Below are 24258 nucleotides of genomic sequence, written 5' to 3'. Positions count from 1 at the left end.
TATGCGTCGCAAACTCGTCGTCGGAAATTGGAAAATGAACGGCAGTCGCACCTCGAACGCGGTGTTATTGTCTGAAATAGTTGCTGGCCTGGCTGCCTCTGGCGCCGCCAGCGCCGTCTGTGTGCCTGCGCCGTATCTGGCGCAGTGCCAGGCGCAATTGGCAGGCACGGCCATTGGTTGGGGTGCGCAGGATGTCTCGGCGCACGCCAGCGGCGCCTACACGGGAGAAATCTCGACCGCCATGCTGCAGGATTTTGGCTGCGGCTATGTGGTGATCGGGCATTCCGAGCGCCGCGCCTACCATGGCGAGAGCGATGCGCAGGTGGCGGCCAAGACGGTTGCGGCGCTGGCGGCGGGCATCACGCCTATCGTCTGCATCGGCGAAACCCTGGCGCAGCGCGAAGCGGGCCAGACCAATGCCGTGGTGGCGCAGCAACTGGGCGCCGTGCTGGCGGCGATTTCCGCCGACGACGTGGCGAAACTGGTGCTGGCCTATGAGCCAGTCTGGGCCATCGGCACGGGCAAGACGGCCACGCCGCAAATGGCGCAGGACGTGCATCAGGTATTGCGCGCCCAGCTGGTGGCAAAGAATGCGGTAGCAGCGACCGGCGTGCAAATCCTGTACGGCGGCAGCATGAAGCCGGAGAACGCAAAAGAATTGATGGCGATGCCGGATATCGATGGCGGTCTGATCGGTGGCGCAGCATTGAAGGCGGCGGATTTCCTGGCGATTATTCACGCCGCTGATTGAATTACTTTAAACTAAGAATGGAATTGCAATGAACATGATGTTCAATCTGGTAGTGGTAGTACAGGTTATTTCGGCATTGTCGATTATCGCGCTGGTGTTGTTGCAGCACGGTAAGGGCGCCGACATGGGCGCCGCCTTCGGTTCGGGCGCCTCGGGCAGCCTGTTCGGTGCGACGGGTTCGTCGAACTTCATGTCGAAATCGACGGGCGTTGCCGCCGCGATCTTCTTCGGCGCCACCCTGGCCCTGTCGCTGATGGCGAATCAGCGCGCCACGACGGTCGGCGGCGGCGTGATGGATAAAGTCGTCAAACCAGTGCCGGTCACCGGCGCGGGCGCGATCCCGACGACGGTACCTGCGGCGCCGGCAGCCAGCGCTCCGGCAGCGGCGGCACCGGTTGCCAGCACCCCAGCCGGCGCGATTCCGAAGTAATTCTGGTTCAGCTCGATACCTCATCGAGAGTAATTCTCATTACGGGCAGATTATTGCTCAATGTTTCAGCAGCGCGGCAGGAAAAAATCGTGACGCGCTGGAAGATGTAAAAATTTATCGTTTTTATCTGTGTTTTGATGCATTTGTGCATTAACTTTAGCGGCAAAGCAGAGTAGAATACGGGCCTTACCGCCGACGTGGTGAAATTGGTAGACACGCTATCTTGAGGGGGTAGTGGCGCAAGCTGTACGAGTTCGAGTCTCGTCGTCGGCACCAGAAATCAGAAGCCAGCAACGGCGCACGAGCCATGGCTCGTACAAAGTTGCTGGCTTTTTTTACGAGGATGTGTCGTTCGATCCTGGTCTTAGCTTTGATTGGGATCGTGCGTTAGATACGCTGCAAATGATCGCAGCGTCCTCATTTAACCGATCGTTCAATATAAGCTCATCAATCGTGAACCTCGAAAATTACTTCCCCGTCCTGCTGTTCATTATTATCGGCCTTGGTGTCGGTATCGCTCCCCAGCTCCTGGGGCGCCTGTTAGGTCCTAACAAGCCTGACGCAGCAAAACTCTCCCCGTACGAATGTGGCTTTGAAGCATTCGAAGACGCGCGCATGAAATTTGATGTGCGCTACTATCTGGTCGCAATCCTGTTTATTTTGTTCGATCTGGAAACGGCATTCTTTTTCCCATGGGGCGTTGCAATGCGCGACCTGGGCTGGGCCGGTTTCGTCACGATGATGGTGTTCATCGCTGAATTCGTGGTCGGATTTTGGTACATTTGGAAGAAAGGTGCCCTTGACTGGGAATAAGCCATGGCTATTGAAGGCGTATTAAGCGAAGGTTTCATCACCACCTCGGCCGACAAGCTGATCAACTGGGCGCGCACCGGGTCTATGTTCCCGATGACGTTCGGTCTGGCCTGCTGTGCGGTCGAAATGATGCATGTGGGCGCTGCCCGCTACGATATGGACCGTTTCGGCGTCGTGTTTCGTCCGTCGCCGCGTCAGTCCGACGTCATGATCGTTGCCGGCACCCTGTGCAACAAGATGGCGCCGGCCCTGCGCAAGGTCTACGACCAGATGGCGGAGCCACGCTGGGTTATCTCGATGGGTTCCTGCGCCAATGGCGGCGGGTACTACCATTACTCCTATTCCGTGGTGCGCGGTTGCGACCGCATCGTGCCCGTCGACGTGTATGTGCCTGGCTGTCCTCCGACCGCTGAAGCCTTGCTGTACGGCATCATGCAGTTGCAGAACAAGATCAAGCGTACCAGCACGATCGCACGCTAACCGGGCCGCTTCAGATTATGACAACACATTTAGAAGTATTGCAAAACGCCCTCGGCACTGCCCTGGGCGATCGCGTTAGCACGACGGTTGCGCTGGGCGAAGTCACTCTGGTCGTCAAGGCCGAGGACTACCTGGCCGTGATGCAGACCCTGCGCGACGATCCGACCCTGCATTTCGAGCAAATGCTCGACCTGTGCGGCGTCGACTACTCGACCTATGGCGACGGTAGCTGGGATGGCCTGCGTTTCGCGGCCGTCTCGCACTTGCTGTCGGTCAAGCACAACTGGCGCGTGCGCGTGCGCGTGTTCGCGCCGGACGACGACATGCCGCTGCTGCCCTCCGTGGTGAGCATCTGGCGCGCCGTCAACTGGTACGAGCGCGAAGCATTCGACCTGCTGGGCATCCTCTTCGAAGGCCACAACGACTTGCGCCGCCTGCTGACCGACTACGGTTTCATCGGCCATCCGTTCCGCAAGGATTTCCCCGTCTCCGGTTATGTCGAGATGCGTTACGATCCGGAACAAAAGCGCGTGATTTACCAGCCCGTGACGATCGAGCCGCGGGAAAACGTGCCGCGCGTGATCCGCGAAGAACATTACGGGATGAAATAATGGCTGAGATTAAGAACTACACCCTGAACTTTGGGCCACAGCATCCGGCCGCGCACGGTGTGCTGCGCCTGGTGCTGGAGATGGATGGCGAAGTCATCCAGCGCGCCGACCCGCATATCGGCCTGCTGCACCGCGCCACCGAAAAGCTGGCCGAACAGAAGACCTATTTGCAATCCGTGCCGTACATGGACCGTCTCGACTATGTGTCGATGATGTGCAATGAACATGCGTACGTGATGGCCATCGAAAAGATGCTGGGCCTGGAAGTGCCGCTGCGCGCGCAATACATCCGCGTCATGTTCGACGAGATGACGCGCATCCTGAATCACCTGATGTGGCTCGGCACCCACGCGCTGGACGTTGGCGCCATGGGCCCGTTCCTGTATTGCTTCCGCGACCGCGAAGACTTGTTCGACGCCTACGAGGCAGTCTCGGGCGCGCGCATGCACGCGGCCTACTACCGTCCGGGCGGCGTGTACCGCGACCTGCCGGACGCGATGCCGCAGCACAAGGCGTCGATCATCCGCAACGCCAAGGCCATCGGCAAACTCAATGAAAACCGCCAGGGTTCCCTGCTGGACTTCATCGAAGACTTCGCGCGCCGTTTCCCGAATTCCGTGGACGAGTACGAAACCCTGCTGACCGACAACCGTATCTGGAAACAGCGTACCGTCGGCATCGGCGTGGTCTCGCCGGAAGATGCGCTGGCCATGGGCTTTACGGGCGCCATGCTGCGCGGCTCGGGCGTGCAGTGGGACTTGCGCAAGAAACAGCCGTACGAAGTGTACGACCTGATGGACTTCGACATTCCTATCGGCACCAACGGCGATTGCTACGACCGCTACCTGGTCCGCGTGGAAGAACTGCGCCAGTCGAACCGCATCATCAAGCAATGCGTGGAGTGGCTGCGCAACAATGAAGGTCCTGTGATGACCAGCAACCGCAAGGTGGCGCCTCCGGGCCGCGTCGACATGAAGACCAACATGGAATCGCTGATTCACCACTTCAAGCTGTTCACGGAAGGTTTCCACGTGCCGCCAGGCGAGGCCTACAGCGCCGTGGAACATCCGAAGGGCGAGTTCGGCGTGTACCTGGTGTCCGATGGCGCCAACAAGCCGTACCGCATGAAATTGCGCGCGCCAGACTACGCCCACTTGCAGTCGCTCGACGAGATGGCGCGTGGGCACATGCTTGCCGACGCCGTGACCATCATCGGGACGCAAGATATCGTGTTCGGCAGTATTGACCGCTAAGAGGCAAAAAGTATGTTGTTATCAGAGCAATGCTATAAGAAAATTGACCGCGAGCTGGCCAAGTATCCGGCCGACCAGCGTCAGTCGGCCGTCATGGCCGCGCTGGCCCATGCCCAGGATGAACTGGGCTGGCTGGCGCCGGAAACCATGAAGGAACTGGCCGATTACATCGGCATGCCGGCGATTGCCGTGCAGGAAGTGGCCACGTTCTACAATATGTACAACGTGAAACCCGTGGGCAAGCACAAGATCACTGTGTGCACCAACCTGCCATGCGCCCTGTCGGGCGGCGTGCGCGCTGCAGACTACCTGAAGCAGAAACTGGGCATCGATTTCCGCGAAACCACCGCAGACGGCCAGTTCACCCTGGTTGAAGGCGAGTGCATGGGTGCTTGCGGCGATGCGCCTGTCTTGCTGGTCAGTAATAAAACCATGTGCAGCTGGATGTCGAACGAGAAAATCGACGCCATGCTGGAGGAACTCAAGAAATGACGTCACTCCACAACCGCCATATCGATCCATTGATCCTGAAGGATCTGGATGGCAAGAACTGGCATTTGCAAGATTATGTGAACCGCGGCGGCTACAGCGCCCTGCGGCGTATCCTGGAAGAGAAAATCACGCCGGAACAGATCATTGCCGACCTCAAGGCTTCGTCCTTGCGCGGCCGTGGCGGCGCGGGTTTCCCTACCGGCTTGAAGTGGAGCTTCATGCCGCGCCAGTTCCCGGGCCAGAAATACCTCGTCTGCAATACAGATGAAGGCGAACCGGGCACTTTCAAGGACCGCGACATCATTCGTTACAATCCCCATGCCCTGATCGAAGGCATGGCCATTGGCGCTTATGCGATGGGCATCACCGTGGGCTACAACTATATCCACGGTGAAATCTTCCAGGAATACCTGCGTTTCGAAGAAGCGCTGGAAGAGGCGCGCGCCGCCGGTTTCCTCGGTGACAAGATCATGGGCAGCGAGTTCTCGTTCCAGTTGCACGCGCACCATGGTTATGGCGCCTACATCTGCGGCGAAGAAACGGCCCTGCTCGAATCGCTGGAAGGCAAGAAAGGCCAGCCGCGCTTCAAGCCGCCTTTCCCTGCCTCGTTTGGCCTGTACGGCAAGCCGACGACGATCAACAACACGGAAACCTTCGCGGCCGTGCCTTTCGTGCTGAACATTGGTCCAGAGAAATATCTGGCGATGGGCAAGCCGAACAACGGCGGTTCGAAGATCTTCTCGATCTCGGGCGACGTGGAAAAACCGGGCAATTACGAAGTGCCGCTCGGCACCCCGTTTGCGACCCTGCTGGAACTGGCAGGCGGCATGCGCGGTGGCAAAAAGATCAAGGCCGTGATCCCTGGCGGTTCGTCCGCTCCGGTGATCCGCGGCGACATCATGATGCAGACCGACCTGGACTACGACTCGATCGCGAAAGCCGGTTCGATGTTGGGTTCGGGCGCCGTCATCGTGATGGACGAAACACGCTGCATGGTAAAGGCGCTGGAACGCCTGTCCTACTTCTACTTTGAAGAATCGTGCGGCCAGTGTACGCCTTGCCGTGAAGGCACAGGCTGGATGTACCGCATGGTGCACCGCATCGAGCAGGGGCAGGGTCGTCCAGACGACCTGGACATGCTCAACTCGATCGCCGACAACATCCAGGGCCGCACCATTTGCGCGCTGGGCGATGCGGCTGCCATGCCGGTACGGGCCTTCATTAAGAATTTCCGTGAAGAATTTGAATATCATATCGAGCACAAGCATTGCTTAGTGCCCGCATATATCTAAGCTGCGTCAGGTAACGATCACCATGGTTGAAATCGAAATAGACGGCAAAAAAGTCGAAGTCCCTGCTGGTAGCATGGTGATGGACGCCGCCAACAAATTGGGAACCTACATTCCGCACTTCTGCTATCACAAGAAATTGTCGATCGCAGCGAACTGCCGCATGTGCCTGGTCGAAGTGGAAAAGGCGCCCAAGCCTTTGCCCGCTTGTGCGACCCCGGTCAGTGCCGGCATGATCGTGCGTTCCGCCAGCGATAAAGCTGTGCAGGCGCAAAAGTCGGTCATGGAATTCTTGCTGATTAACCACCCGCTCGATTGCCCTATCTGCGATCAGGGCGGCGAATGCCAGTTGCAAGACTTGGCAGTGGGTTACGGCAAGAGCGAATCGCGCTACAAGGAAGACAAGCGCGTCGTGCAGCCGAAGGAAGCCGGTCCGCTGGTGTCCATGCAGGAAATGTCGCGCTGCATCCAGTGCACCCGTTGCGTACGCTTTGGCCAGGAAGTGGCTGGCGTGATGGAACTGGGCATGATCGGCCGCGGTGAACATTCGGAAATCGTGTCCTTCGTCGGCCAGACGGTCGACTCGGAACTGTCGGGCAACATGATCGATCTGTGCCCGGTTGGCGCACTGACCTCGAAGCCGTTCCGTTACAGCGCCCGTACGTGGGAACTGTCGCGCCGCAAATCGGTCAGCCCGCATGACGGTCTGGGCGCGAACCTGATCGTGCAAGTGAAAGCTGGCAAGGTCAAGCGCGTATTGCCGCTGGAAAACGAAGCCGTCAACGAGTGCTGGATCTCGGACAAGGACCGTTTCTCGTACGAAGCGCTGGACAGTGCCGAGCGCCTGACTTCCCCGATGCTGAAACAAGGCAACGAGTGGAAAGAAGTCGATTGGCAAACGGCGCTGGAATATGTGGCGCACGGTTTGAAAAATATCAAGCACGAGCATGGCGCCGACGCCATCGCCGCGCTGGCAACGCCGCATTCGACCGTCGAAGAGCTGGTACTGCTGCAAAAAGTCGCCAACGGTCTCGGTTCCGAGAACGTCGACTTCCGCCTGCGCCAGACCGACTTCGCGCTGGACGCTGGCGTCAAGCCATGGCTGGGCATGCCGATTAACGAATTTGGCCAGATCAAGCGCGCCTTCGTCATCGGCTCGTTCCTGCGCAAGGATCACCCATTGCTGGCCACGCGTTTGCGCGCGTCCGTCAAGGGCGGCGCCAAGCTGTCGATCCTGCACGCCTCGGACGATGATCAATTGATCACCATCGCCAACAAGATGATCGTGGCGCCTAGCGATTGGCTGGCGGCCTTGTCGGAAGTGGTCGTCGCTGTTGCTAAAGCGAAAGAAATTACGGCGCCTGCAGGCTTCGAAGCCGTCAACGCTTCGGACGTGGCTGTCGCCATCGCAGCGAGCCTGATGGCTGGCGACAACGGCGCCGTGCTGCTGGGTAACGCGGCAACGCAACACCCGCAAGCGTCGCAACTGCATGCTGCCGCGCAATGGATCGCCGAACAGACGGGCGCCAAGCTGGGTTACCTGACGGAAGCGGCCAACACGGTTGGCGCGCACTTGGTCGCCAAGCCGCGCGCCAACGTGCAAGCAGCGTTTGCCGTACCGAAAAAAGCCTACGTGCTGCTGCACGCCGAGCCGGAACTCGATGCCGCCAATCCACAAGCGGCCCGCGCCGCCCTGGATGGCGCCGACATGGTCGTGGCCATGTCCGCCTTCAAGCACGGCATGGATTACGCCGATGTCTTGCTGCCGATCGCCCCGTTCGCTGAAACCTCGGGCACCTTCGTCAACTGCGAAGGCCGCGCGCAAAGCTTCAACGGCACCGTGAAACCGCTGGCCGATACCCGTCCAGCCTGGAAAGTGCTGCGCGTCCTGGGCAACATCCTGGGCCTGGCCGGTTTCGACTACGACACCTCCGAAGCGATCCGCGACGAAGCGTTTGGTGCCGGCGTGACCGATCTGTCGGCACAGCTGAACAACATCGCGAAAAATGCACCGGAAGCGGCAAGCTACGCCCCGGCGTCGCCTGCGCTGCAACGCATCGCCGACGTGCCGATCTACTTCGCCGACGCGCTGGTACGCCGCTCCGAACCGCTGCTGCGCACGGTCGATGGCGCCGCGCCGCAAGCGCACCTGTCCCTGGCGCTGGCTGAAAAGCTGGGCATCAAGGCGGGCGACAAGGTCAAAGTGGCGCAAGGCTCCGGCAGCGCCATCCTGGTGGCGGCAATTCACGCCGGCCTGCCAGCCAATGTGGTCAAAGTGTCGGCGGCGCATGCCTCGACGGCTAACCTGGGCGGCATGTTCGGTGACATCACAGTTGAAACAGCAGAGGGGAAAATCTGATGGCTCTGCCTGAATTTGTAAACGTCATCAACAGTACCGGCCAGGATTTGCTGGGCGGTACCTGGCCGTTCTTCTGGACCCTGATCAAGATCCTGTGCGTGCTGTTGCCGCTGATGGGCTTGGTTGCTTACGCCACCCTGTGGGAGCGCAAGCTGATCGGCTGGATCCAGATCCGCGTCGGCCCGAACCGCGTGGGTCCCCTGGGCCTGCTGCAACCGATCGCCGATGCGCTGAAACTCTTGTTCAAAGAGATCATCATCCCGGCCAAGGCCGCCAAGGGCCTGTTCGTGATCGGCCCGATCATGACCATCATGCCGGCCCTGGCCGCCTGGTCGGTCGTGCCGTTCGGTCCGGAAGCCGTGCTGGCCAACGTCAACGCGGGCTTGCTGCTGCTGCTGGCGATTACCTCGATGGAAGTTTACGGCATCATCATCGCCGGCTGGGCCTCGAACTCGAAGTACTCGTTCATGGGCGCCATGCGCGCTTCGGCACAGATGATTTCGTATGAAATCCCGATGGGCTTCGTGATGGTCATCGTGCTGATGGTCTCGGGCAGCCTGAACTTCATCGACATCGTTGGCGGCCAGCAAATCGGTTACTTCGCCGAAAAAGGCGTGAACTTCATGTCGTGGAACTGGCTGCCGCTACTGCCGATGTTCGTCATCTACCTGGTGTCGGGTCTGGCTGAAGCCAACCGTCACCCGTTCGACGTCGTCGAAGGCGAGTCGGAAATCGTCGCCGGCCACATGGTCGAGTACTCGGGCATGGCCTACGCCATGTTCATGCTGGCCGAATACGCCAACATGATCCTGATCGGCGCGCTGGCTTCGATCATGTTCCTCGGTGGCTGGTCCGCACCATTTGCCTTCCTCGAGTTCTGGGGTGGTTTCGGCGGCTTCTTCTGGCTGTTCGCCAAGACCTTCTTCATCGTGTCGGTGTTCATCTGGGTGCGCGGTACTTTCCCACGCTACCGTTATGACCAGATCATGCGCCTCGGCTGGAAAGTGTTTATCCCGTTGACGCTGGTCTACCTGGTCTTCGTCGCTGCCTGGATGCAGACATCCTGGAATATTTGGAAGTAAGAGAGTGCATACGAATGGATAAGGTAAAAGATTTCTTCAGCAGCCTCTTGTTAGGCGAGCTGATCAAGGGCATGGCGTTGACAGGCAAGTACATGTTTTCGCGCAAGATTACGGTGCAATTCCCGGAAGAGAAGACACCGATCTCGCCGCGTTTCCGTGGCTTGCACGCGCTGCGCCGCTACCCGAACGGCGAGGAACGTTGCATCGCCTGCAAACTGTGCGAAGCAGTTTGCCCGGCGATGGCCATCACGATCGAATCGGAACAGCGTGACGACGGTTCGCGCCGCACCACGCGTTACGATATTGACTTGACCAAGTGCATCTTCTGCGGTTTCTGCGAAGAGTCCTGCCCGGTTGATTCGATCGTTGAGACGCAAATCCTGGAATACCACGGCGAGAAACGCGGGGATTTGTATTACACGAAAGAGATGTTGCTGGCCGTAGGTGATCGTTATGAAAATGACATCGCCGCTGCGCGCGCCGCCGACGCACCTTATCGCTGATGGATGCGCCGTAGCCCCTGGCTGCGGCGCGCCCCTCGTTCATCTGTACGTCTATTGGGTTTTTTATGGACTTTAAAACAATTTTGTTTTACGCCTTCGCGCTGATCTTGATTCTGGCAGCGACGCGCGTCATCACGGCCCGTAATCCGGTCCACGCAGTACTGTTCCTGGTACTGTCCTTCTTCTCCGCGGCCGGCATCTGGATGCTGCTGCAAGCTGAATTCCTGGCCATCGTGCTGGTATTGGTGTATGTCGGCGCCGTGATGGTGCTGTTCCTCTTCGTGGTCATGATGCTCGATATCAATATCGACCGCATGCGCGAAGGCTTCTGGGGCTATCTGCCTTTGTCGGTGACGGTGGGCGTGATCATCGTGCTGGAAATGGCCGCTGTTCTGTGGCACGGTTTCCGCAACTTTGCGCCTAGCATCGCTCCGGTGAACGTCAACCTGGGCGGCACCAAGGAACTGGGCCTGCTGATCTACACGAAATATGTGTTCGCCTTCGAGATCGCTGCCGTCGTGCTGCTGGTGGCCATCGTTGCCGCGGTTGCACTGACCCTGCGCAAACGCAAGGACACCAAGCACTTTGCTCCAGGCGACGCCGTGCGCGTCAAGCGCAACGACCGCCTGAAGATCATCAAGATGGACGCGGTTGTCGAGCGTCCTGCGGCTGAGCCGGAAGTTAAGGAGGCACCATGACATTATCGCTCACACATTTTCTGGTCCTGGGCGCGATCCTGTTCGCAATCTCGATCGTCGGTATTTTCCTGAACCGCAAGAACATCATCGTATTGCTGATGGCAATCGAATTGATGCTGCTGGCGGTGAATATGAATTTCATCGCGTTCTCCCATTTCATGGGCGACGCGGCCGGTCAGATCTTCGTTTTCTTCATCCTGACGGTTGCCGCCGCTGAGTCGGCTATCGGTCTGGCTATTCTGGTGGTGATGTTCCGTAATCTGGATACCATCAACGTCGAAGACCTGGACAGCCTCAAAGGCTGATGTTTTTCAGACTCGATCTCTCGAATAATAACGATTAAGGTTCATCATGGCGGGGCAACTCCTCAACCCTAACCTCCTTCTTGCCGTACCGCTGGCGCCGCTGGCCGGTGCCGCGATTGCAGGCTTGCTTGGCACCCAGTTCCTGGGTAATTTGGTCGGACGCAAGACGTCGCATACCGCGACGATCCTGGGCGTACTGATTGCGTTCATCCTGTCCGTGCAGACACTGCTGGCAGTGATGGATGGCGCGACATTCAATGGCACGATCTATAACTGGATGACGATCGGCACCCTGAAGATGGAAGTGGGCTTCCAGATCGATTCGCTGTCGGCGATGATGATGTGCGTGGTCACCTTCGTCTCCCTGATGGTGCACATCTACACGATCGGCTACATGAAGGACGACGAAGGCTACAACCGCTTCTTCGCCTATATCTCGCTGTTCACGTTCTCGATGTTGATGCTGGTCATGGCCAACAACTTCCTGCAACTGTTCTTCGGTTGGGAAGCCGTGGGCCTGGTCTCTTACCTCTTGATCGGTTTCTGGTACCAGCGGCCGACGGCCATCGTGGCCAACATGAAGGCTTTCCTCGTCAACCGCGTGGGCGACTTCGGCTTCATCCTGGGCATCGGCCTGCTGCTGGCCTACGCCGGCACCATGAACTATCAGGAAGTGTTCGCCAAGAAAGACGAACTGGCTCTGTTGAGCCTGCCAGGTACCGACTGGGCCCTGCTGACCGTTGCCTGCATCTGCCTGTTCATCGGCGCGATGGGCAAGTCGGCGCAGTTCCCGCTGCACGTGTGGCTGCCTGACTCGATGGAAGGTCCTACCCCGATCTCGGCACTGATTCACGCCGCGACGATGGTGACGGCCGGTATTTTCATGGTTTCGCGCATGTCGCCGCTGTTCGAACTGTCCGACACGGCACTGTCCTTCATCCTGGTGATCGGCTCCATCACGGCATTGTTCATGGGCTTCCTGGGCATCATCCAGAACGACATCAAGCGCGTCGTCGCTTACTCGACCCTGTCGCAGCTGGGCTACATGACCGTCGCGCTGGGTTCGTCCGCGTACTCCGTGGCCGTGTTCCACCTAATGACACACGCATTCTTCAAGGCACTGCTGTTCCTGGGCGCCGGTTCCGTCATCATCGGCATGCACCATGATCAGGATATCCGCAACATGGGTGGCCTGCGCAAATACATGCCGATCACGTGGATCACGTCACTGGTCGGTTCGCTGGCCCTGATCGGCACGCCGCTGTTCTCCGGTTTCTACTCGAAAGACAGCATTATCGAAGCCGTCGAAGCGACGCACATCTGGGGTGCTGGCTTTGCCCAGTTCGCCGTGCTGGCTGGCGTGTTCGTCACCGCCTTCTACTCGTTCCGCATGTACTTCCTCGTCTTCCACGGCAAGGAACGTTTCGGCCAGGCGCACGCGCACGGTCATGACGACCATCACGCACCGAAAGCGGCCCATGGCGCGCACGGCGATGCACATGACGATCATCACGAGGAAGAGGAAGACGACCACGCGCACCACGGTCTGGAACCTGGCCAGAAGCCGCATGAATCCCCATTCGTCGTCTGGTTCCCGCTGGTGATGCTGGCGATTCCTTCGCTGATCATCGGTTACCTGACGATCGGCCCGATGCTGCATGGCGATTTCTTCAAGGGCGTGATCTTCGTCGGCGAAAACCATCCAGCAATGGAAGAGTTGTCGCATGAATTCCACGGCGCAATGGCGATGGCGATCCACGGCCTGTCGACGGCACCGTTCTGGCTGGCATTGTCCGGCGTGGTGGCAGCCTACTACTGCTACATGGTCAACCCGCGTGTACCGGCCTGGTTCTTTGCCAAGTTCCACGCGATCCACACCCTGCTGGACAACAAGTACTACATGGACAAGTTCAATGAAGTCGTGTTCGCCGGCGGTGCCCGCTTGCTGGGTAATGGCCTGTGGAACTTCGGTGACAAGAAGCTGATCGATGGCCTGCTGGTCAACGGTAGCGCCAAGGTCGTCGCCTGGCTGTCCTCGCTGTCGCGAGTGTTGCAGACCGGCTACATCTATCACTATGCATTCGTGATGATCCTGGGCGTGCTGGGCTTCCTGATCTATTTCCTGCCATTCTGGCCCGCTAAGTAAGCTGACCTGATAAAAGAATACTGAGAACCATGATGCAGTCTACGATTTCTACACTACCTCCTTACCTGAGTCTGTCGATCTGGGTGCCGATCATTTGCGGCGTCCTGATCCTGGCTCTCGGCCGTGACAGCAAAGCGGGCTTTACCCGCTGGCTGTCGCTGGCTGGCGCCGTGCTCAGCATGCTGTGCACCTTGCCGCTGATCCAGCATTTCGACAACGCCGCACACGGCATGCAATTCGTCGAAAAAGCACCGTGGATTGAAACCTTCAATATCTGGTACTCGCTGGGTATCGACGGCCTGTCCTTGTGGTTCGTGCCACTGACGGCGTTCATCACCGTCATCGTCGTCATTTCCGCTTGGCAAGTGATCGAGAAGCGCATCGCCCAGTACATGGGTTCGTTCTTGATCCTGTCGGGCCTGATGATCGGCGTGTTCTGCGCGCTGGACGGCTTGCTGTTCTACTTCTTCTTTGAAGCAACCCTGATCCCGATGTTCATCATCATCGGTATCTGGGGCGGTTCGAACCGCGTGTACGCGTCGTTCAAGTTCTTCCTGTACACCTTCTTCGGTTCGCTGCTGACCCTGGTTGCCATCATCTACCTGCGCAATGTGTCGGGCACCTTTGACATCCTGGCCTGGCATGCGTTCAAGCTGACGATGAACGAACAGATCTTCATCTTCCTGGCCTTCCTGATGGCGTTTGCCGTCAAGGTGCCGATGTTCCCCGTCCACACGTGGTTGCCGGACGTCCACGTGGAAGCGCCTACCGGCGGTTCCGCCGTGCTGGCCGCCATCATGCTGAAACTGGGCGCCTACGGCTTCCTGCGTTTCTCGTTGCCGATCACGCCGGACGCCAGCCACTACCTGTCGGGCTTCATGATCACTCTGTCGCTGATCGCCGTGATCTACATCGGTCTGGTTGCCCTGGTGCAAACCGACATGAAAAAACTGGTCGCCTATTCGTCGATCGCGCACATGGGCTTCGTCACCCTGGGCTTCTTCATGTTCAACGACATTTCGGTGCAGGGCGGTATCGTGCAGATGGTCTCGCACGGTTTCATCTCCGGCGCGATGTTCCTGTGCATCGGCGTGCTGTATGACCGCATGCATACCCGCAATATCGCCGACTACGGCGGCGTCGTGAACCGCATGCCGAAATTTGCCGCCTTCTTCGTGCTGTTCTCGATGGCCAACTGCGGTCTGCCAGCCACTTCCGGCTTCGTCGGCGAGTTCATGGTGATCCTGGGCGCAGTGAAATACAACTTCTGGATCGGTCTGCTGGCTGCAACGGCACTGATCTGGGGTGCGGCGTACTCGCTGTGGATGGCCAAGCGCGTGGTGTTCGGCAAGATCAAGAACAAGCATGTGGCCGAACTGACCGACATCAACAAACGTGAATTCTTCATGCTTGCTGTGCTGGCCATCGCCGTGCTCGTGATGGGTCTGTACCCAGCCCCGTTCACCGACACGATGCAAACTTCGGTTGCTGACCTGCTGCAGCATGTCGCCACCAGCAAGTTGCCTTAAATAGAAGACCGATAACATGACTAATGCACCTAATCTGGTACCGCTGTACGCGGAAATCTTTCTGCTGATCGCCACGTCGGCGCTCTTGCTGATCGATATGTTCTTGCCTGCGGCGAAGCGTTCGATCACTTACGTGCTGGCCTTGCTGACCCTGGCCGGCTGCGCCTTGCTGACCGTGGGCGACTTCAACGCGGGCACCACCGTCTACACGTTCCACAACATGTTCGTGTCGGACCCGATGTCGCAGCTGCTGAAACTGTTCTCGTACGGCGCCGTGGCGCTGACCCTGATCTACTCGCGTGCCTATGCCACCGACCGCAACATGCTGTCGGGTAACCTGGGCGGCGAGTTCTACGTGCTGGCCCTGTTTGCACTGCTGGGCCAGATGATCATGATCTCGGCCAACAACTTCCTGATCATCTACCTGGGTCTGGAACTGATGTCGCTGTCGCTGTACGCACTGATCGCTTTGCGCCGTGACAATGCCAAGGCCACGGAAGCGGCCATGAAATACTTCATCCTGGGCGCATTGGCTTCCGGCTTCATGTTGTACGGTATCTCGATGCTGTACGGCGCGTCCGGCACGCTGGACCTGGGCGAACTGCGCGTGGCGCTGGAAAACGGCAAGACCAACGGCACCATCATGGTCTTCGGCCTGGTGTTCCTGGTTGCCGGCCTGGCCTTCAAACTGGGCGTCGTGCCATTCCACATGTGGGTGCCTGACGTGTATCAAGGTTCGCCAACGGCAGTGACCCTGCTGCTGGGCGCGGCGCCGAAACTGGCCGCGTTTGCCATCACCCTGCGCTTGCTGGCCGAAGGCTTGCTGCCGATGGCGCATGACTGGCAGCAAATGCTGCTGGTGCTGGCCGTGATGTCGCTGGCCATCGGTAACTTCACCGCCATCGCGCAAACCAATTTGAAGCGTATGTTGGCGTACTCGACCATCGCACAAATGGGCTTCGTTCTGCTGGGCTTGCTGTCCGGTACCGTTGACGCACCGAACAACACCCTGAACGCGGCTGGCGCAGCCACCGCCTACGGCGCTTCGATGTACTACGTCATCACCTACGTGTTCACCACGCTGGGTACCTTTGGCGTGATCATGTTGTTGGCACGTAATGGTTTCGAAGCAGAAGAACTGGCCGACTTCAAGGGCCTGGGCAAACGCAGCCCGATCTTCGCGCTGGTGATGACCCTGTTCATGTTCTCGCTGGCCGGCGTGCCGCCGCTGATGGGCTTCATGGCCAAGTACTCGGTGCTGGCTTCCGTGCTGGCCACGGGCCAGCTGTGGCTGACCATCGCTGCCGTGCTGTTCTCGCTGATCGGTGCCTTCTACTACCTGCGCGTCGTGAAAATGATGTGGTTTGACGAGCCGACGGACAGCAATGCGCTGGTCGTGCATGGCGACATGCGCGTCGTGCTGGCTTTGAACGGCGTGTTCGTCCTGGCGCTGGGTGTGATGCCTAACAGCATTCTGGCTGCCTGCGCGACCGCCATCACCAAGACCCTGGCGTCCTGACCGATGGATGTCACCGCTTCGAGCTGGCTGGTGATCGCCCTGGGTATCCTGGGCGCCAACCTGCCTTTCCTGAACGAGAAACTGTTTGCCGCCGTACCCTTGAAAAAGGCGGCGCAAGCAGAGCAGGGCTGGCGCAAGCCGCTGGCGCTGCGCCTGCTGGAGATGGTGATTTTGTACTTCATCGTCGGCGCCGTGGCATTCGCGCTCGAAGCGCGCATCGGCAACGGTTTCCCGCAGACGTGGGAGTTCTACGCCATCACAGGCTGTCTGTTCCTGGTGCTGGCTTTCCCGGGGTTTGTGAGCCGTTATTTACGCAAACGCCGCTAGGCAACATCTCCGAAAGCGGCGCCTCTGGCGCCGTTTTTTATTGAATAAAGGAATCCCATGGATACCCAAGCCACTGATACGCAATTGATTGAAACCAAGGTGGACGGCGAGCTCGTCTACCAAGGCGGCTTCCTGCGCGTGCAGCGCGACCGTGTTGCCTTACCTGATGGCAAGATCACGGCGCGCGAATTCGTGCTGCATCCGGGCGCCGTCGTCATCCTGCCGCTTCTCGACGATGGCACGGTGCTGATGGAACGCCAGTACCGCTATCCGCTGGACAGGGTCTTCATTGAATTCCCGGCCGGCAAGATCGATGCGGGAGAATCGCACCTGGCGTGCGCCCAGCGCGAGTTGCTGGAAGAAACGGGCTACACGGCCAGCGACTGGCAATTCGTCTCCACCATCCATAACGCCATCGCGTATTCCGACGAACACCTGGAATTGTTCCTGGCGCGCGGCCTGGTGGCCGGCGAACGCCAGCTCGACGAGGGCGAATTCCTGGAGACATTCACGGCCACCGTGCCGCAGCTGCTCGACTGGGTCAAGGATGGCACGATCACGGACGTGAAAACCGTCATCGGCATCTTCTGGCTCGACAAGATTACCAGCGGCGCCTGGCAAGCAGCTTGATCCTGCGCATGCGCACGGTTCTTTTTCTGCTGCTGACCTGCATCACCTTGGAGGCGCAGGCGCAGGCGCGCACGCCGTTCCAGGTGCGCTGCGAGGACACGATCAGCAAGACGGTGTCCGTGCTGACGGCGCAGCAGAACGGCTACAGCATCGACACGCATCTGCCGTACAAGGCGTTGACGGTGATGAAGGGTACGGCGCGCGCGAATACCTGGGTGCTGGGACTGACGAAGACGGATTCGCGCGTGGCCATCGCCCTGGCCGGTCCCATGCTGCAGGACCCGGCCAGCGGCTATGAATGCGTGGCGCCGCAGATCACCGTGACCCTGACGTATGCGCCCGTGGTGATCTATATCGGCCGCGAGTTTGCCCCCGGCACTTGCGCGTATGATGAGATACTTGCGCACGAGCTGCGGCACATGAAAACCTATATGGAGCACTTGCCGCGCGTGGAAAAGACCGTGCGCGCGGCGCTGGCCAAGCGCTTCGAGGCGCGGCCCCTGTATGCGCCCAGCGGCACGGCCAAGGCGGCGCTGGCGCGCGAGATTGACACGGGCTGGTTGCCATACGTCAAGGCCGAAATGCGCAAGGTGGAAGCCTTGCAGGCGGCCATTGATTCTCCGCAAGAATATGCGCGCCTGGGCAAGGCGTGCAAGGGCGAGATCCAGAATATCCTGACGGGCAAGACAGCGCCCGGCAACTAGACAAGGAATGGCATGACAGCAGCACCGAATAGTGTCCGTTACTTTGCGTTGATCCCCGCCGCCGGCGTGGGCGCGCGCATGGAAGCGGGCAGTCCCAAGCAGTATTTACCCATCGCCGGCAAACCCATGCTGCGCCACGCGCTCGACGCCTTTCTCGCCAGCCCCCTGATAGCGCATACCTATGTCGTCGTCAGCGCGGAGGATGGCATGATTGATACTGTCGTGCCGGAACACGGCGCAGGGGTTGGCGTATCGGTGTTGCGCTGCGGCGGCGCCACGCGCATGGAAACCATCCTGAATGGCCTGCAGGCGCTGCACGGCAGCATCGCTGCCCACGACCAGGTGCTGGTGCACGACGCGGCGCGCCCTGGTCTGACGCCGGCACTGATCGCAAAACTCATTGCCGAAGTCGGCGCGCATCCGGCCGGCGGCTTGCTGGCCTTGCCCGTGGTCGATACCGTCAAGCGGGCCGGGCCGGGCGGCCTGTCGACGCAGACGGTGCCGCGCGACGGCCTGTGGCTGGCGCAGACGCCGCAAATGTTCAGCTATGCGCTGCTGCACAAAGCCTTGTCCGAAGCGCCCGATCCGCAAGCGATTACCGACGACGCCAGCGCCGTCGAAGCGCTGGGCCTGGCGCCGAAACTGATCGAGGGCCACCCGCGCAACCTGAAGGTGACCTTGCCGCGCGACATACACACGGCCGAGCTATATTTGGCCCACTCTTGGCCCATCCTTGAATCCTGAACAGAAAGACCGCATGACGACCATCACCACTCCCGTACTGCCTTTCCGCATCGGCCAGGGCTATGACTGCCACGCGCTGGTGGAAAACCGCGACCTGATCATCGGCGGCGTGAACATCCCCCATCACCTGGGCTTGCTCGGCCACTCCGACGCGGACGTGCTGCTGCACGCGATTACGGACGCCATCTTCGGCGCCGCCGCCCTGGGCGACATCGGCCGCCATTTCCCCGACACGGACGCGCAATTCAAGGGCGCCGATTCGCGCACCCTGCTGCGCGAAGCCGTGCGCCGCGTGCAGGCGACCGGTTATATCATCGGCAATATCGACGCCACCATTATCGCCCAGCGTCCGAAAATGGCGCCGCACATCGCCGCCATGTGCGCCAATGTGGCGGAAGACCTGGGCGTGAGTGTGGGCCAGGTCAACATCAAGGCCAAGACAAATGAAAAACTGGGCTACCTGGGCCGTGAAGAAGGCATCGCGGCCGAAGCCGTGGCCTTGCTGCTGCGCGCCTGATACGCCACCGATGATCGACCACTGACAGGAGAGAGCATGTTCCAGCGACGCCGTATCAGCATTGTGCTTGCATGGGCACTGACCGCCGCGCCATCGGCCTGGGCCGAACTGCAAGCCACGGGCGAGCCGCCCGCCGCGAAACAGGGCTGGAAGGCCGAGACCGTCGCGCAGGGCGTGCGCCAGCCGTGGGGCATCGCCTGGCTGGGCGAGGGGCGCGCGCTCGTCACCAGCAAGCAGGGCACTTTGCACCTGCTGAACGGCAAGAAATTCGAGGACGTGGCGCTGGAAGGCATGCCCAAGGTATTTACGGGCGGGCAGGGGGGCTTGCTCGATATCGTCATTCACCCGCAAGATGCCAGCAAGCCGAATCCACGCGTCTACATGACGGTGTCGACGGGCACGAATGACGCCAACCGCACGACGCTCGTGCGCGGCGTGTTCGACGGCAAGAAGGTGACGGGCATCCAGACACTGTTCAAGGTCGCCACGGACAAGAGCGGCGGGCAGCACTTCGGTTCACGCCTGCTGTGGCTGCCGGACGGCACCTTGCTGATGAGCGTGGCCGATGGCGGCAATCCGCCGTTGCGCATCGGTGACCGCCTGGCGCGCGAGCAGGCACAGAATCTGGCCACGCACCAGGGTTCCATCCTGCGCCTGACGGACGAGGGCAAACCGGCGCCCGGCAATCCGCTGGCGGCCAAGGGCGCCTTGGCGGAAATCTGGTCGTATGGGCATCGCAACGTGCAGGGGCTGGCGCTCGATCCCGTCTCCGGCCGCGTGTGGGCCACGGAACACGGTCCGTATGGCGGCGACGAGCTGAACCTGGTGGTGGCGGGCGGCAACTACGGCTGGCCTTTGCAAAGCTATGGCGCCGACTACACGACGCACGAACCGGTCGGCAAGCATGAAGTGGCCGGCATGCTCAATCCGAGCGTGGCCTGGGTGCCATCGCCGGCGCCGTCGGGGCTGGCCGTCTACACGGGCGACAAGATTGCCGCCTGGCGCGGCAGCATCTTCAGCGGCGGCCTGGCGGCCCAGGATATCCGCCGCATCGCCGTCGATGCAAATGGCAAGGTGACGGGGCAGGACCGCCTGTCCATCGGCGCGCGCGTGCGCGACGTGCGCCAGGGGCCGGATGGCTATCTGTACGCGCTGACGGATGAAGACAAGGGACGCTTGCTGCGCATCGTGGCGCAGTAGCACGGCAGGCGCCCACTTCGCTTAAGATGGCGCCTTTACTTCATTCAAGGTGGCGGCATGGCCCGTGATACTTATGCATACCGGCACGTCGCCGTCGAATCGCGCGCGGTTCATGGCCGCGTGGAAATCCGCCCCGTGCCGGGCCAGGCTTTTTCACCGGAACTGGCCGTGCAGTGTTCGCGCCGCCTCGTCGACCTGCAGCGCTATCCGCTTGGCAGCCGTTTTCTGCTCTTTGCCAAGCTGACGGACCGCCTGGGCGGCACGCCTTTCCTGTACGCATATCACGGCGACGCGGACGTGGTGATGACGCCGGCCGAAGTGACGAAATTTCTCGGCGAATTTCGCCGCGGCCGCATTTGATACCTACGATGCGATGCAGGCCGCGCCGGCCTTGACGCTGGCCTGCGGCTTGCCGAAGATGGCGATCGTCAGAGCGCAGCCGAGGGCGAACAGGCCGCCTACCACCATCGCGCTGGACACGCCTAGCCGGTCGACGGCCATGCCACCCAGCAAGGCGCCGGACGCCAGCGACACTTGCACGATGGCGACAAACAGCGCGCTGCTGCCTTCCATCAAGTGCGGCGCCGCCTTGAACATCCACGTCTGCACGGCGATCGGCATGGCGCCGAAACCGAAACCCCACACGGCCACCAGCAGCATGGCGGTGAGCGAATGGCTGCCGAACGCAGCCAGGGCCAGGGTGGACAAGCCCAGCACGGCGCCCGTCACCATCAGCGCGGCCCGTTCGTAGCGGCCGGCGGCCCAGCCGCCCACGAGGTTGCCGATGAAGCCGGAAGCGCCGTACACGAGCAGCATGGCGCTGACCGTGCCGGCCGCCAGGTGCGAGATTTGCGTGAGGAAGGGCGCGATATACGTGTAGGCGGCGAACTGGCCCGTGAAGAGCATGGCCGTGGCGATCAGGCCCAGCCTGGCCTTGCGGATGCCGAAAATCATCGGCAACTGGCGCAAGCGGATGGCCTGCGTCGGTGGCAGTTTGGGCAGCAGCAATAGCTGGCCGAGGAAGACCAGCACGGCAATGGCGCTGGCAGCGCCGAAAGCCACTCTCCATCCCACCAGCTCGCCCACCAGAGCGCCGGCCGGCACGCCCGCTACCGTGCCCAGCGAGACGCCGGCGAAGATGATGGACATGGCGCGCGACGCATGTTGCGGCGCCACCAGGCGCGGGCCGATGGCGCTGCCGATGGCCCAGAAGCCGCCCACGCCCACGCCCAGCATGGCGCGGCCCAGCAGTATCCACGCGTATGAAGGCGCTAGCGCCACCAGCAGGTTCGAGGCGACCAGCAGGGCCGTGAGGGCCAGCAGCACGATGCGGCGGTCCAGGCGGCCCGAGCCGACGGTGACGAAGATGGCGGCAAAGGCGGCAACGATGCCGGGCGTGGTGATCATCAAGCCAGCCTGGCCCTTGCTGATGGCCAGTTCGGCGGCCATGGCCGGCAGCAGGCCGACGGGCAGGAATTCGGAGGTGACGAGGGCGAAAGCGCCGATGCCGACGGACAAGACGGCCAGCCACGGCGCCACGGTGGTATCGTCGTCAGTAGGGTTGGAAGGTGTGTGCATAGGGGTTCCTGAAAAGCCCGGAGGTTTTTAACCGGTCGGTATATAATCAGGGCAGGCGGACATTGTTGTCAATAATTTTTTACCGAACGGTATGAAACAAGATAAAAAAGAGGAAGCCGTCAAGGCGAAAACGGGGCGGCCACGCACGTTCGACGCGGACGAGGCGCTCGATTGCGCCATGAAAGTGTTCTGGGAAAAGGGTTATGAAGGCAGTTCCCTGCCGGAATTGACGAAGGCCATGGGCATGAACCGGCCCAGCCTGTATGCCGTGTTCGGCAACAAGGAGCAATTGTTCCACAAGGCGCTCGAGCGCTACAGTGACACGCGCATGCGGTTTTTCGACGCGGCGCTGGAACAGCCGACGGCGCGCCAGGTGGTGGAAGCCTTGCTGACGCAGTATGTCGACGCGCAAACCATGCCGGACGGTCCGCACGGCTGCATGGGCGTCAATGCGGCGCTGGCCTGCAGCGACGATGCCTTGCCGATCCGCGATGAATTGTTCGCGCGCCGGCTGCGCGGTGAGATCAAGCTGCGCGACCGCTTGCGGCGCGCGAAGGAAGAGGGGGATTTGCCGCCCGATTCCTGCCCCGAGCAGCAGGCGCGCTTTGTCGTGACCCTGTCGCAGGGCATGGCCATCCAGGCGGCCGCCGGCGTCTCGCGCGAGCAATTGCAGCAGATGGTGGGCTTGCTGCTGCGCAATTGGCCGCTGTAACTAGCCTGTCGGGGCGATGGTCTTGGCCAGGTCGCTGGGCGCCTTGCGCCGCCAGGCGGCCGTCAGGGCGGCGGCCAGCATGTCCAGTTCGGCATCCGCCAGGCGCACCGTGATGCCGGCCAGGCGTTCGCCCCACCACAGCTTCTCGCAGCCTGACGGCGTGATGACGGTGGCGATATGCGCCGCTTCCGCATCGAGCAGAACGTTGATGTGCTCGTCATCGGGCAGGGTGGCAAAGATCTTCCCGCCCACGCGGAAGGCCGGACGGTCGTGGTGTTCTTCCTCGGTGGCGTCGGGAAACGACAGTGCCAGATAGCGTAGTTCTTCCAGGTCGACCATTCCTCTTTCCCCCCCCAGTTCGGACAGATAGCAGCGTGACTACATTTTGCCATGCTGTTTCGCCCCGTGGTGCAGCGGCATGCGAAAAGAAATGCGCACGATGCGACACTGTCGCGCGCGCTTGTGGCGCTTGCGCGACAGGTCCGGCTACCGCTCCAGGGGCAAAATGCCCGTCCAGGCAGGCCTGTTCAGCCTGTTTGCGTGTGATTGTCATAAAAGTATCTTACATGACTAAAAGAAAAATACTTTTCTTCTAGGGAATTTAAGATAGAATAGATTCAACGTTCACCTGACCCGTCAACTGTCTGGTTTTGTCCCGGGAACCCGAACCCTTTCCAGGACGCTTGCAGTGCCGCCATGGCACGCCGCAAGTCCGCGCTGTTTTGCGGAAGCCACGTCCCCGACCGCTCATCCTTGCAATTCTTGCGCTACGCCGACACGCCTCAATGCAGCGTGTATTCAGCTCAAGCGCCTTCACGCCTGTTGCGCCCGTTGAATACTTACTGACTGGATACTTATCATGAAAAACTTGCCTAAATTCGCCCTGTCCCTGATCGTCGCTGGTGTGTTTTCCCACGCGAACGCCAGCACCATCACCGTGTCCACCGGCTACTCGAACGCCGGCGCGCAAGCTTCCGCCGCCGCTTACCAGTCCGTGGTGAATGCCGCCGTGGCCACGCCGGGCGCCGGCTATGGCACGACAACGATCGCCAGCTACAACAACTTCACGAATAGCAGCCTGTTTGGCGCCGGCAGCAACGTTGCCTTCAAGTCGGTGATCAATTTTGGCGTCAGCGCAGCCGATGCGGGTGCCTGGAGCTTCCGCAGCGGCGTCGATTTCGGCAAGGGCGGCGCCCTGTTCCTCGACGGCGTTGCGCTGGATTTCAAGAGCAGCGACTTGTGGTGGGCTGGCAATTACAATAGCAGCAGCCAGTTCCTCGGCGGTTCGGGTACCTTGTCGGCCGGCAACCACACCTTGAGCATCTTTGGCCTGGAAAACTGCTGCGATGGCGGCCAGCAAGTCCAGTTCAAGGCGGGCAACAACAATTTCGCCAGCTTTTCCAGCACCGATGGCCTGGTGTCGGCCGTGCCGGAACCAAGCACCTATGCCATGCTGCTGATCGGCCTGGGCTTGCTGGGTTTCACGGCGCGCCGCAAGCAAGATGACAAGTTTTAAGCGCAAGTCTTAAGTAGCACTCTTCTGCGCGCCTCGCGGCGCACGTAAAAAAGCCCGCCGGTCTGCCAGG

Annotated in this window: 27 protein-coding genes and 1 tRNA gene; 26 read left to right on the top strand and 2 right to left on the bottom strand. The window is 60.5% G+C overall.

Annotated elements, in window-relative coordinates; all coding sequences use genetic code 11:
* Position 1 precedes the first annotated feature (1 nt).
* The 24 genes from tpiA to AC3IQ7_RS21310 all read left to right on the top strand — a co-directional run bounded on the left by tpiA (position 2) and on the right by AC3IQ7_RS21310 (position 20742).
* Complete coding sequence (gene tpiA, locus AC3IQ7_RS21425; RefSeq protein ID WP_099378292.1) at positions 2-751, top strand: triose-phosphate isomerase; 750 nt, start codon at positions 2-4, stop codon at positions 749-751.
* A gap of 28 nt (positions 752-779) precedes the next feature.
* A complete protein-coding gene (gene secG / locus AC3IQ7_RS21420) occupies positions 780-1181 on the top strand; it encodes a preprotein translocase subunit SecG (RefSeq protein ID WP_035820525.1) in 402 nt (133 codons plus the stop codon).
* A 191-nt stretch (positions 1182-1372) separates the two neighbouring features.
* A tRNA-Leu gene (locus AC3IQ7_RS21415) sits at positions 1373-1457 on the top strand.
* Positions 1458-1634: 177 nt separating this feature from the next.
* Entirely contained in the window at positions 1635-1994 is a 360-nt protein-coding gene (locus AC3IQ7_RS21410; RefSeq protein WP_010399734.1) for an NADH-quinone oxidoreductase subunit A, read from the top strand.
* A 3-nt stretch (positions 1995-1997) separates the two neighbouring features.
* On the top strand, positions 1998-2474 hold the full coding sequence (locus AC3IQ7_RS21405) for a NuoB/complex I 20 kDa subunit family protein (RefSeq protein WP_010399733.1): 477 nt from the start codon (positions 1998-2000) through the stop codon (positions 2472-2474).
* Between the two features lie 17 nt (positions 2475-2491).
* Complete coding sequence (locus AC3IQ7_RS21400; protein ID WP_489207268.1) at positions 2492-3085, top strand: NADH-quinone oxidoreductase subunit C; 594 nt, start codon at positions 2492-2494, stop codon at positions 3083-3085.
* Positions 3085-4338 (top strand): NADH-quinone oxidoreductase subunit D, encoded by a 1254-nt coding sequence (locus AC3IQ7_RS21395; RefSeq protein WP_034749992.1) that lies wholly within the window; start codon positions 3085-3087, stop codon positions 4336-4338. The genes AC3IQ7_RS21400 and AC3IQ7_RS21395 overlap by 1 nt, the downstream gene beginning before the upstream one ends.
* A gap of 12 nt (positions 4339-4350) precedes the next feature.
* A complete protein-coding gene (gene nuoE / locus AC3IQ7_RS21390; RefSeq protein WP_034749989.1) occupies positions 4351-4830 on the top strand; it encodes an NADH-quinone oxidoreductase subunit NuoE in 480 nt (159 codons plus the stop codon).
* Complete coding sequence (gene nuoF / locus AC3IQ7_RS21385) at positions 4827-6122, top strand: NADH-quinone oxidoreductase subunit NuoF (RefSeq protein WP_010399729.1); 1296 nt, start codon at positions 4827-4829, stop codon at positions 6120-6122. Before nuoE ends, nuoF begins: the two co-directional genes overlap by 4 nt.
* 22 nt (positions 6123-6144) lie before the next feature.
* Positions 6145-8478, top strand: a complete 2334-nt coding sequence (gene nuoG / locus AC3IQ7_RS21380; RefSeq protein WP_099378295.1) for an NADH-quinone oxidoreductase subunit NuoG — start codon at positions 6145-6147, stop codon at positions 8476-8478.
* Complete coding sequence (gene nuoH, locus AC3IQ7_RS21375) at positions 8478-9560, top strand: NADH-quinone oxidoreductase subunit NuoH (RefSeq protein ID WP_099378296.1); 1083 nt, start codon at positions 8478-8480, stop codon at positions 9558-9560. The genes nuoG and nuoH overlap by 1 nt, the downstream gene beginning before the upstream one ends.
* A 14-nt stretch (positions 9561-9574) precedes the next feature.
* On the top strand, positions 9575-10063 hold the full coding sequence (gene nuoI / locus AC3IQ7_RS21370; protein ID WP_010399726.1) for an NADH-quinone oxidoreductase subunit NuoI: 489 nt from the start codon (positions 9575-9577) through the stop codon (positions 10061-10063).
* Between the two features lie 65 nt (positions 10064-10128).
* Complete coding sequence (locus tag AC3IQ7_RS21365; protein ID WP_034779507.1) at positions 10129-10761, top strand: NADH-quinone oxidoreductase subunit J; 633 nt, start codon at positions 10129-10131, stop codon at positions 10759-10761.
* The gene (gene nuoK, locus AC3IQ7_RS21360) at positions 10758-11066 is read left to right on the top strand and encodes an NADH-quinone oxidoreductase subunit NuoK (protein WP_010399724.1); all 309 of its coding nucleotides are present in this window, start codon (positions 10758-10760) and stop codon (positions 11064-11066) included. The genes AC3IQ7_RS21365 and nuoK overlap by 4 nt, the downstream gene beginning before the upstream one ends.
* A gap of 46 nt (positions 11067-11112) precedes the next feature.
* Positions 11113-13212, top strand: coding sequence for an NADH-quinone oxidoreductase subunit L (gene nuoL / locus AC3IQ7_RS21355; protein ID WP_034749978.1), 2100 nt, complete (start codon positions 11113-11115; stop codon positions 13210-13212).
* Between the two features lie 29 nt (positions 13213-13241).
* A complete protein-coding gene (locus AC3IQ7_RS21350; RefSeq protein ID WP_072452736.1) occupies positions 13242-14741 on the top strand; it encodes an NADH-quinone oxidoreductase subunit M in 1500 nt (499 codons plus the stop codon).
* A gap of 16 nt (positions 14742-14757) precedes the next feature.
* On the top strand, positions 14758-16260 hold the full coding sequence (gene nuoN, locus AC3IQ7_RS21345) for an NADH-quinone oxidoreductase subunit NuoN (RefSeq protein ID WP_099378297.1): 1503 nt from the start codon (positions 14758-14760) through the stop codon (positions 16258-16260).
* Between the two features lie 3 nt (positions 16261-16263).
* Positions 16264-16587 (top strand): DUF2818 family protein, encoded by a 324-nt coding sequence (locus AC3IQ7_RS21340; protein ID WP_099378298.1) that lies wholly within the window; start codon positions 16264-16266, stop codon positions 16585-16587.
* Positions 16588-16644: 57 nt separating this feature from the next.
* Positions 16645-17217 (top strand): NUDIX domain-containing protein, encoded by a 573-nt coding sequence (locus tag AC3IQ7_RS21335; RefSeq protein WP_099378299.1) that lies wholly within the window; start codon positions 16645-16647, stop codon positions 17215-17217.
* 8 nt (positions 17218-17225) lie between these two features.
* Complete coding sequence (locus AC3IQ7_RS21330) at positions 17226-17921, top strand: hypothetical protein (RefSeq protein ID WP_233516156.1); 696 nt, start codon at positions 17226-17228, stop codon at positions 17919-17921.
* 12 nt (positions 17922-17933) lie between these two features.
* Entirely contained in the window at positions 17934-18665 is a 732-nt protein-coding gene (gene ispD, locus AC3IQ7_RS21325; RefSeq protein ID WP_489207267.1) for a 2-C-methyl-D-erythritol 4-phosphate cytidylyltransferase, read from the top strand.
* Between the two features lie 13 nt (positions 18666-18678).
* Complete coding sequence (ispF, locus tag AC3IQ7_RS21320) at positions 18679-19182, top strand: 2-C-methyl-D-erythritol 2,4-cyclodiphosphate synthase (protein WP_322428262.1); 504 nt, start codon at positions 18679-18681, stop codon at positions 19180-19182.
* 36 nt (positions 19183-19218) lie between these two features.
* Complete coding sequence (locus AC3IQ7_RS21315; RefSeq protein WP_489207266.1) at positions 19219-20382, top strand: PQQ-dependent sugar dehydrogenase; 1164 nt, start codon at positions 19219-19221, stop codon at positions 20380-20382.
* 57 nt (positions 20383-20439) lie between these two features.
* The gene (locus AC3IQ7_RS21310) at positions 20440-20742 is read left to right on the top strand and encodes a hypothetical protein (RefSeq protein ID WP_322428264.1); all 303 of its coding nucleotides are present in this window, start codon (positions 20440-20442) and stop codon (positions 20740-20742) included.
* A 3-nt stretch (positions 20743-20745) separates the two neighbouring features.
* On the opposite strand, the gene AC3IQ7_RS21305 is transcribed toward AC3IQ7_RS21310, so the two are convergent.
* Positions 20746-21960: an MFS transporter gene (locus tag AC3IQ7_RS21305; RefSeq protein ID WP_322428265.1), complete on the bottom strand. Its 1215-nt coding sequence runs from the start codon at positions 21958-21960 to the stop codon at positions 20746-20748.
* 91 nt (positions 21961-22051) lie between these two features.
* Between AC3IQ7_RS21305 and AC3IQ7_RS21300 the strand changes: the two genes are divergently transcribed.
* Positions 22052-22672 (top strand): TetR/AcrR family transcriptional regulator, encoded by a 621-nt coding sequence (locus tag AC3IQ7_RS21300; protein ID WP_099378306.1) that lies wholly within the window; start codon positions 22052-22054, stop codon positions 22670-22672.
* On the opposite strand, the gene AC3IQ7_RS21295 is transcribed toward AC3IQ7_RS21300, so the two are convergent.
* A complete protein-coding gene (locus tag AC3IQ7_RS21295; protein ID WP_099378307.1) occupies positions 22673-23011 on the bottom strand; it encodes an MmcQ/YjbR family DNA-binding protein in 339 nt (112 codons plus the stop codon).
* A 520-nt stretch (positions 23012-23531) separates the two neighbouring features.
* Here AC3IQ7_RS21295 and AC3IQ7_RS21290 point away from each other — a divergent pair.
* Positions 23532-24188 (top strand): CCXG family PEP-CTERM protein, encoded by a 657-nt coding sequence (locus AC3IQ7_RS21290; protein ID WP_099378308.1) that lies wholly within the window; start codon positions 23532-23534, stop codon positions 24186-24188.
* Positions 24189-24258: the final 70 nt, after the last annotated feature.

This window comes from Janthinobacterium sp. GL_088 (genome assembly GCF_057837845.1).
The sequence above is the reverse complement of the archived record's forward strand: the minus strand, read 5'-3'. Positions and strand labels throughout refer to the sequence as shown.

Bases quoted from the DNA above. Each gene is read 5' to 3' on its own strand.
- tpiA (WP_099378292.1), top strand. From the start codon at position 2: ATGCGTCGCAAACTCGTCGTCGGAAATTGGAAAATGAACGGCAGTCGC.
- secG (WP_035820525.1), top strand. From the start codon at position 780: ATGAACATGATGTTCAATCTGGTAGTGGTAGTACAGGTTATTTCGGCA.
- AC3IQ7_RS21405 (WP_010399733.1), top strand. From the start codon at position 1,998: ATGGCTATTGAAGGCGTATTAAGCGAAGGTTTCATCACCACCTCGGCC.
- AC3IQ7_RS21400 (WP_489207268.1), top strand. From the start codon at position 2,492: ATGACAACACATTTAGAAGTATTGCAAAACGCCCTCGGCACTGCCCTG.
- AC3IQ7_RS21395 (WP_034749992.1), top strand. From the start codon at position 3,085: ATGGCTGAGATTAAGAACTACACCCTGAACTTTGGGCCACAGCATCCG.
- nuoE (WP_034749989.1), top strand. From the start codon at position 4,351: ATGTTGTTATCAGAGCAATGCTATAAGAAAATTGACCGCGAGCTGGCC.
- nuoF (WP_010399729.1), top strand. From the start codon at position 4,827: ATGACGTCACTCCACAACCGCCATATCGATCCATTGATCCTGAAGGAT.
- nuoG (WP_099378295.1), top strand. From the start codon at position 6,145: ATGGTTGAAATCGAAATAGACGGCAAAAAAGTCGAAGTCCCTGCTGGT.
- nuoH (WP_099378296.1), top strand. From the start codon at position 8,478: ATGGCTCTGCCTGAATTTGTAAACGTCATCAACAGTACCGGCCAGGAT.
- nuoI (WP_010399726.1), top strand. From the start codon at position 9,575: ATGGATAAGGTAAAAGATTTCTTCAGCAGCCTCTTGTTAGGCGAGCTG.
- AC3IQ7_RS21365 (WP_034779507.1), top strand. From the start codon at position 10,129: ATGGACTTTAAAACAATTTTGTTTTACGCCTTCGCGCTGATCTTGATT.
- nuoK (WP_010399724.1), top strand. From the start codon at position 10,758: ATGACATTATCGCTCACACATTTTCTGGTCCTGGGCGCGATCCTGTTC.
- nuoL (WP_034749978.1), top strand. From the start codon at position 11,113: ATGGCGGGGCAACTCCTCAACCCTAACCTCCTTCTTGCCGTACCGCTG.
- AC3IQ7_RS21350 (WP_072452736.1), top strand. From the start codon at position 13,242: ATGATGCAGTCTACGATTTCTACACTACCTCCTTACCTGAGTCTGTCG.
- nuoN (WP_099378297.1), top strand. From the start codon at position 14,758: ATGACTAATGCACCTAATCTGGTACCGCTGTACGCGGAAATCTTTCTG.
- AC3IQ7_RS21340 (WP_099378298.1), top strand. From the start codon at position 16,264: ATGGATGTCACCGCTTCGAGCTGGCTGGTGATCGCCCTGGGTATCCTG.
- AC3IQ7_RS21335 (WP_099378299.1), top strand. From the start codon at position 16,645: ATGGATACCCAAGCCACTGATACGCAATTGATTGAAACCAAGGTGGAC.
- AC3IQ7_RS21330 (WP_233516156.1), top strand. From the start codon at position 17,226: ATGCGCACGGTTCTTTTTCTGCTGCTGACCTGCATCACCTTGGAGGCG.
- ispD (WP_489207267.1), top strand. From the start codon at position 17,934: ATGACAGCAGCACCGAATAGTGTCCGTTACTTTGCGTTGATCCCCGCC.
- ispF (WP_322428262.1), top strand. From the start codon at position 18,679: ATGACGACCATCACCACTCCCGTACTGCCTTTCCGCATCGGCCAGGGC.
- AC3IQ7_RS21315 (WP_489207266.1), top strand. From the start codon at position 19,219: ATGTTCCAGCGACGCCGTATCAGCATTGTGCTTGCATGGGCACTGACC.
- AC3IQ7_RS21310 (WP_322428264.1), top strand. From the start codon at position 20,440: ATGGCCCGTGATACTTATGCATACCGGCACGTCGCCGTCGAATCGCGC.
- AC3IQ7_RS21305 (WP_322428265.1), bottom strand. From the start codon at position 21,960: ATGCACACACCTTCCAACCCTACTGACGACGATACCACCGTGGCGCCG.
- AC3IQ7_RS21300 (WP_099378306.1), top strand. From the start codon at position 22,052: ATGAAACAAGATAAAAAAGAGGAAGCCGTCAAGGCGAAAACGGGGCGG.
- AC3IQ7_RS21295 (WP_099378307.1), bottom strand. From the start codon at position 23,011: ATGGTCGACCTGGAAGAACTACGCTATCTGGCACTGTCGTTTCCCGAC.
- AC3IQ7_RS21290 (WP_099378308.1), top strand. From the start codon at position 23,532: ATGAAAAACTTGCCTAAATTCGCCCTGTCCCTGATCGTCGCTGGTGTG.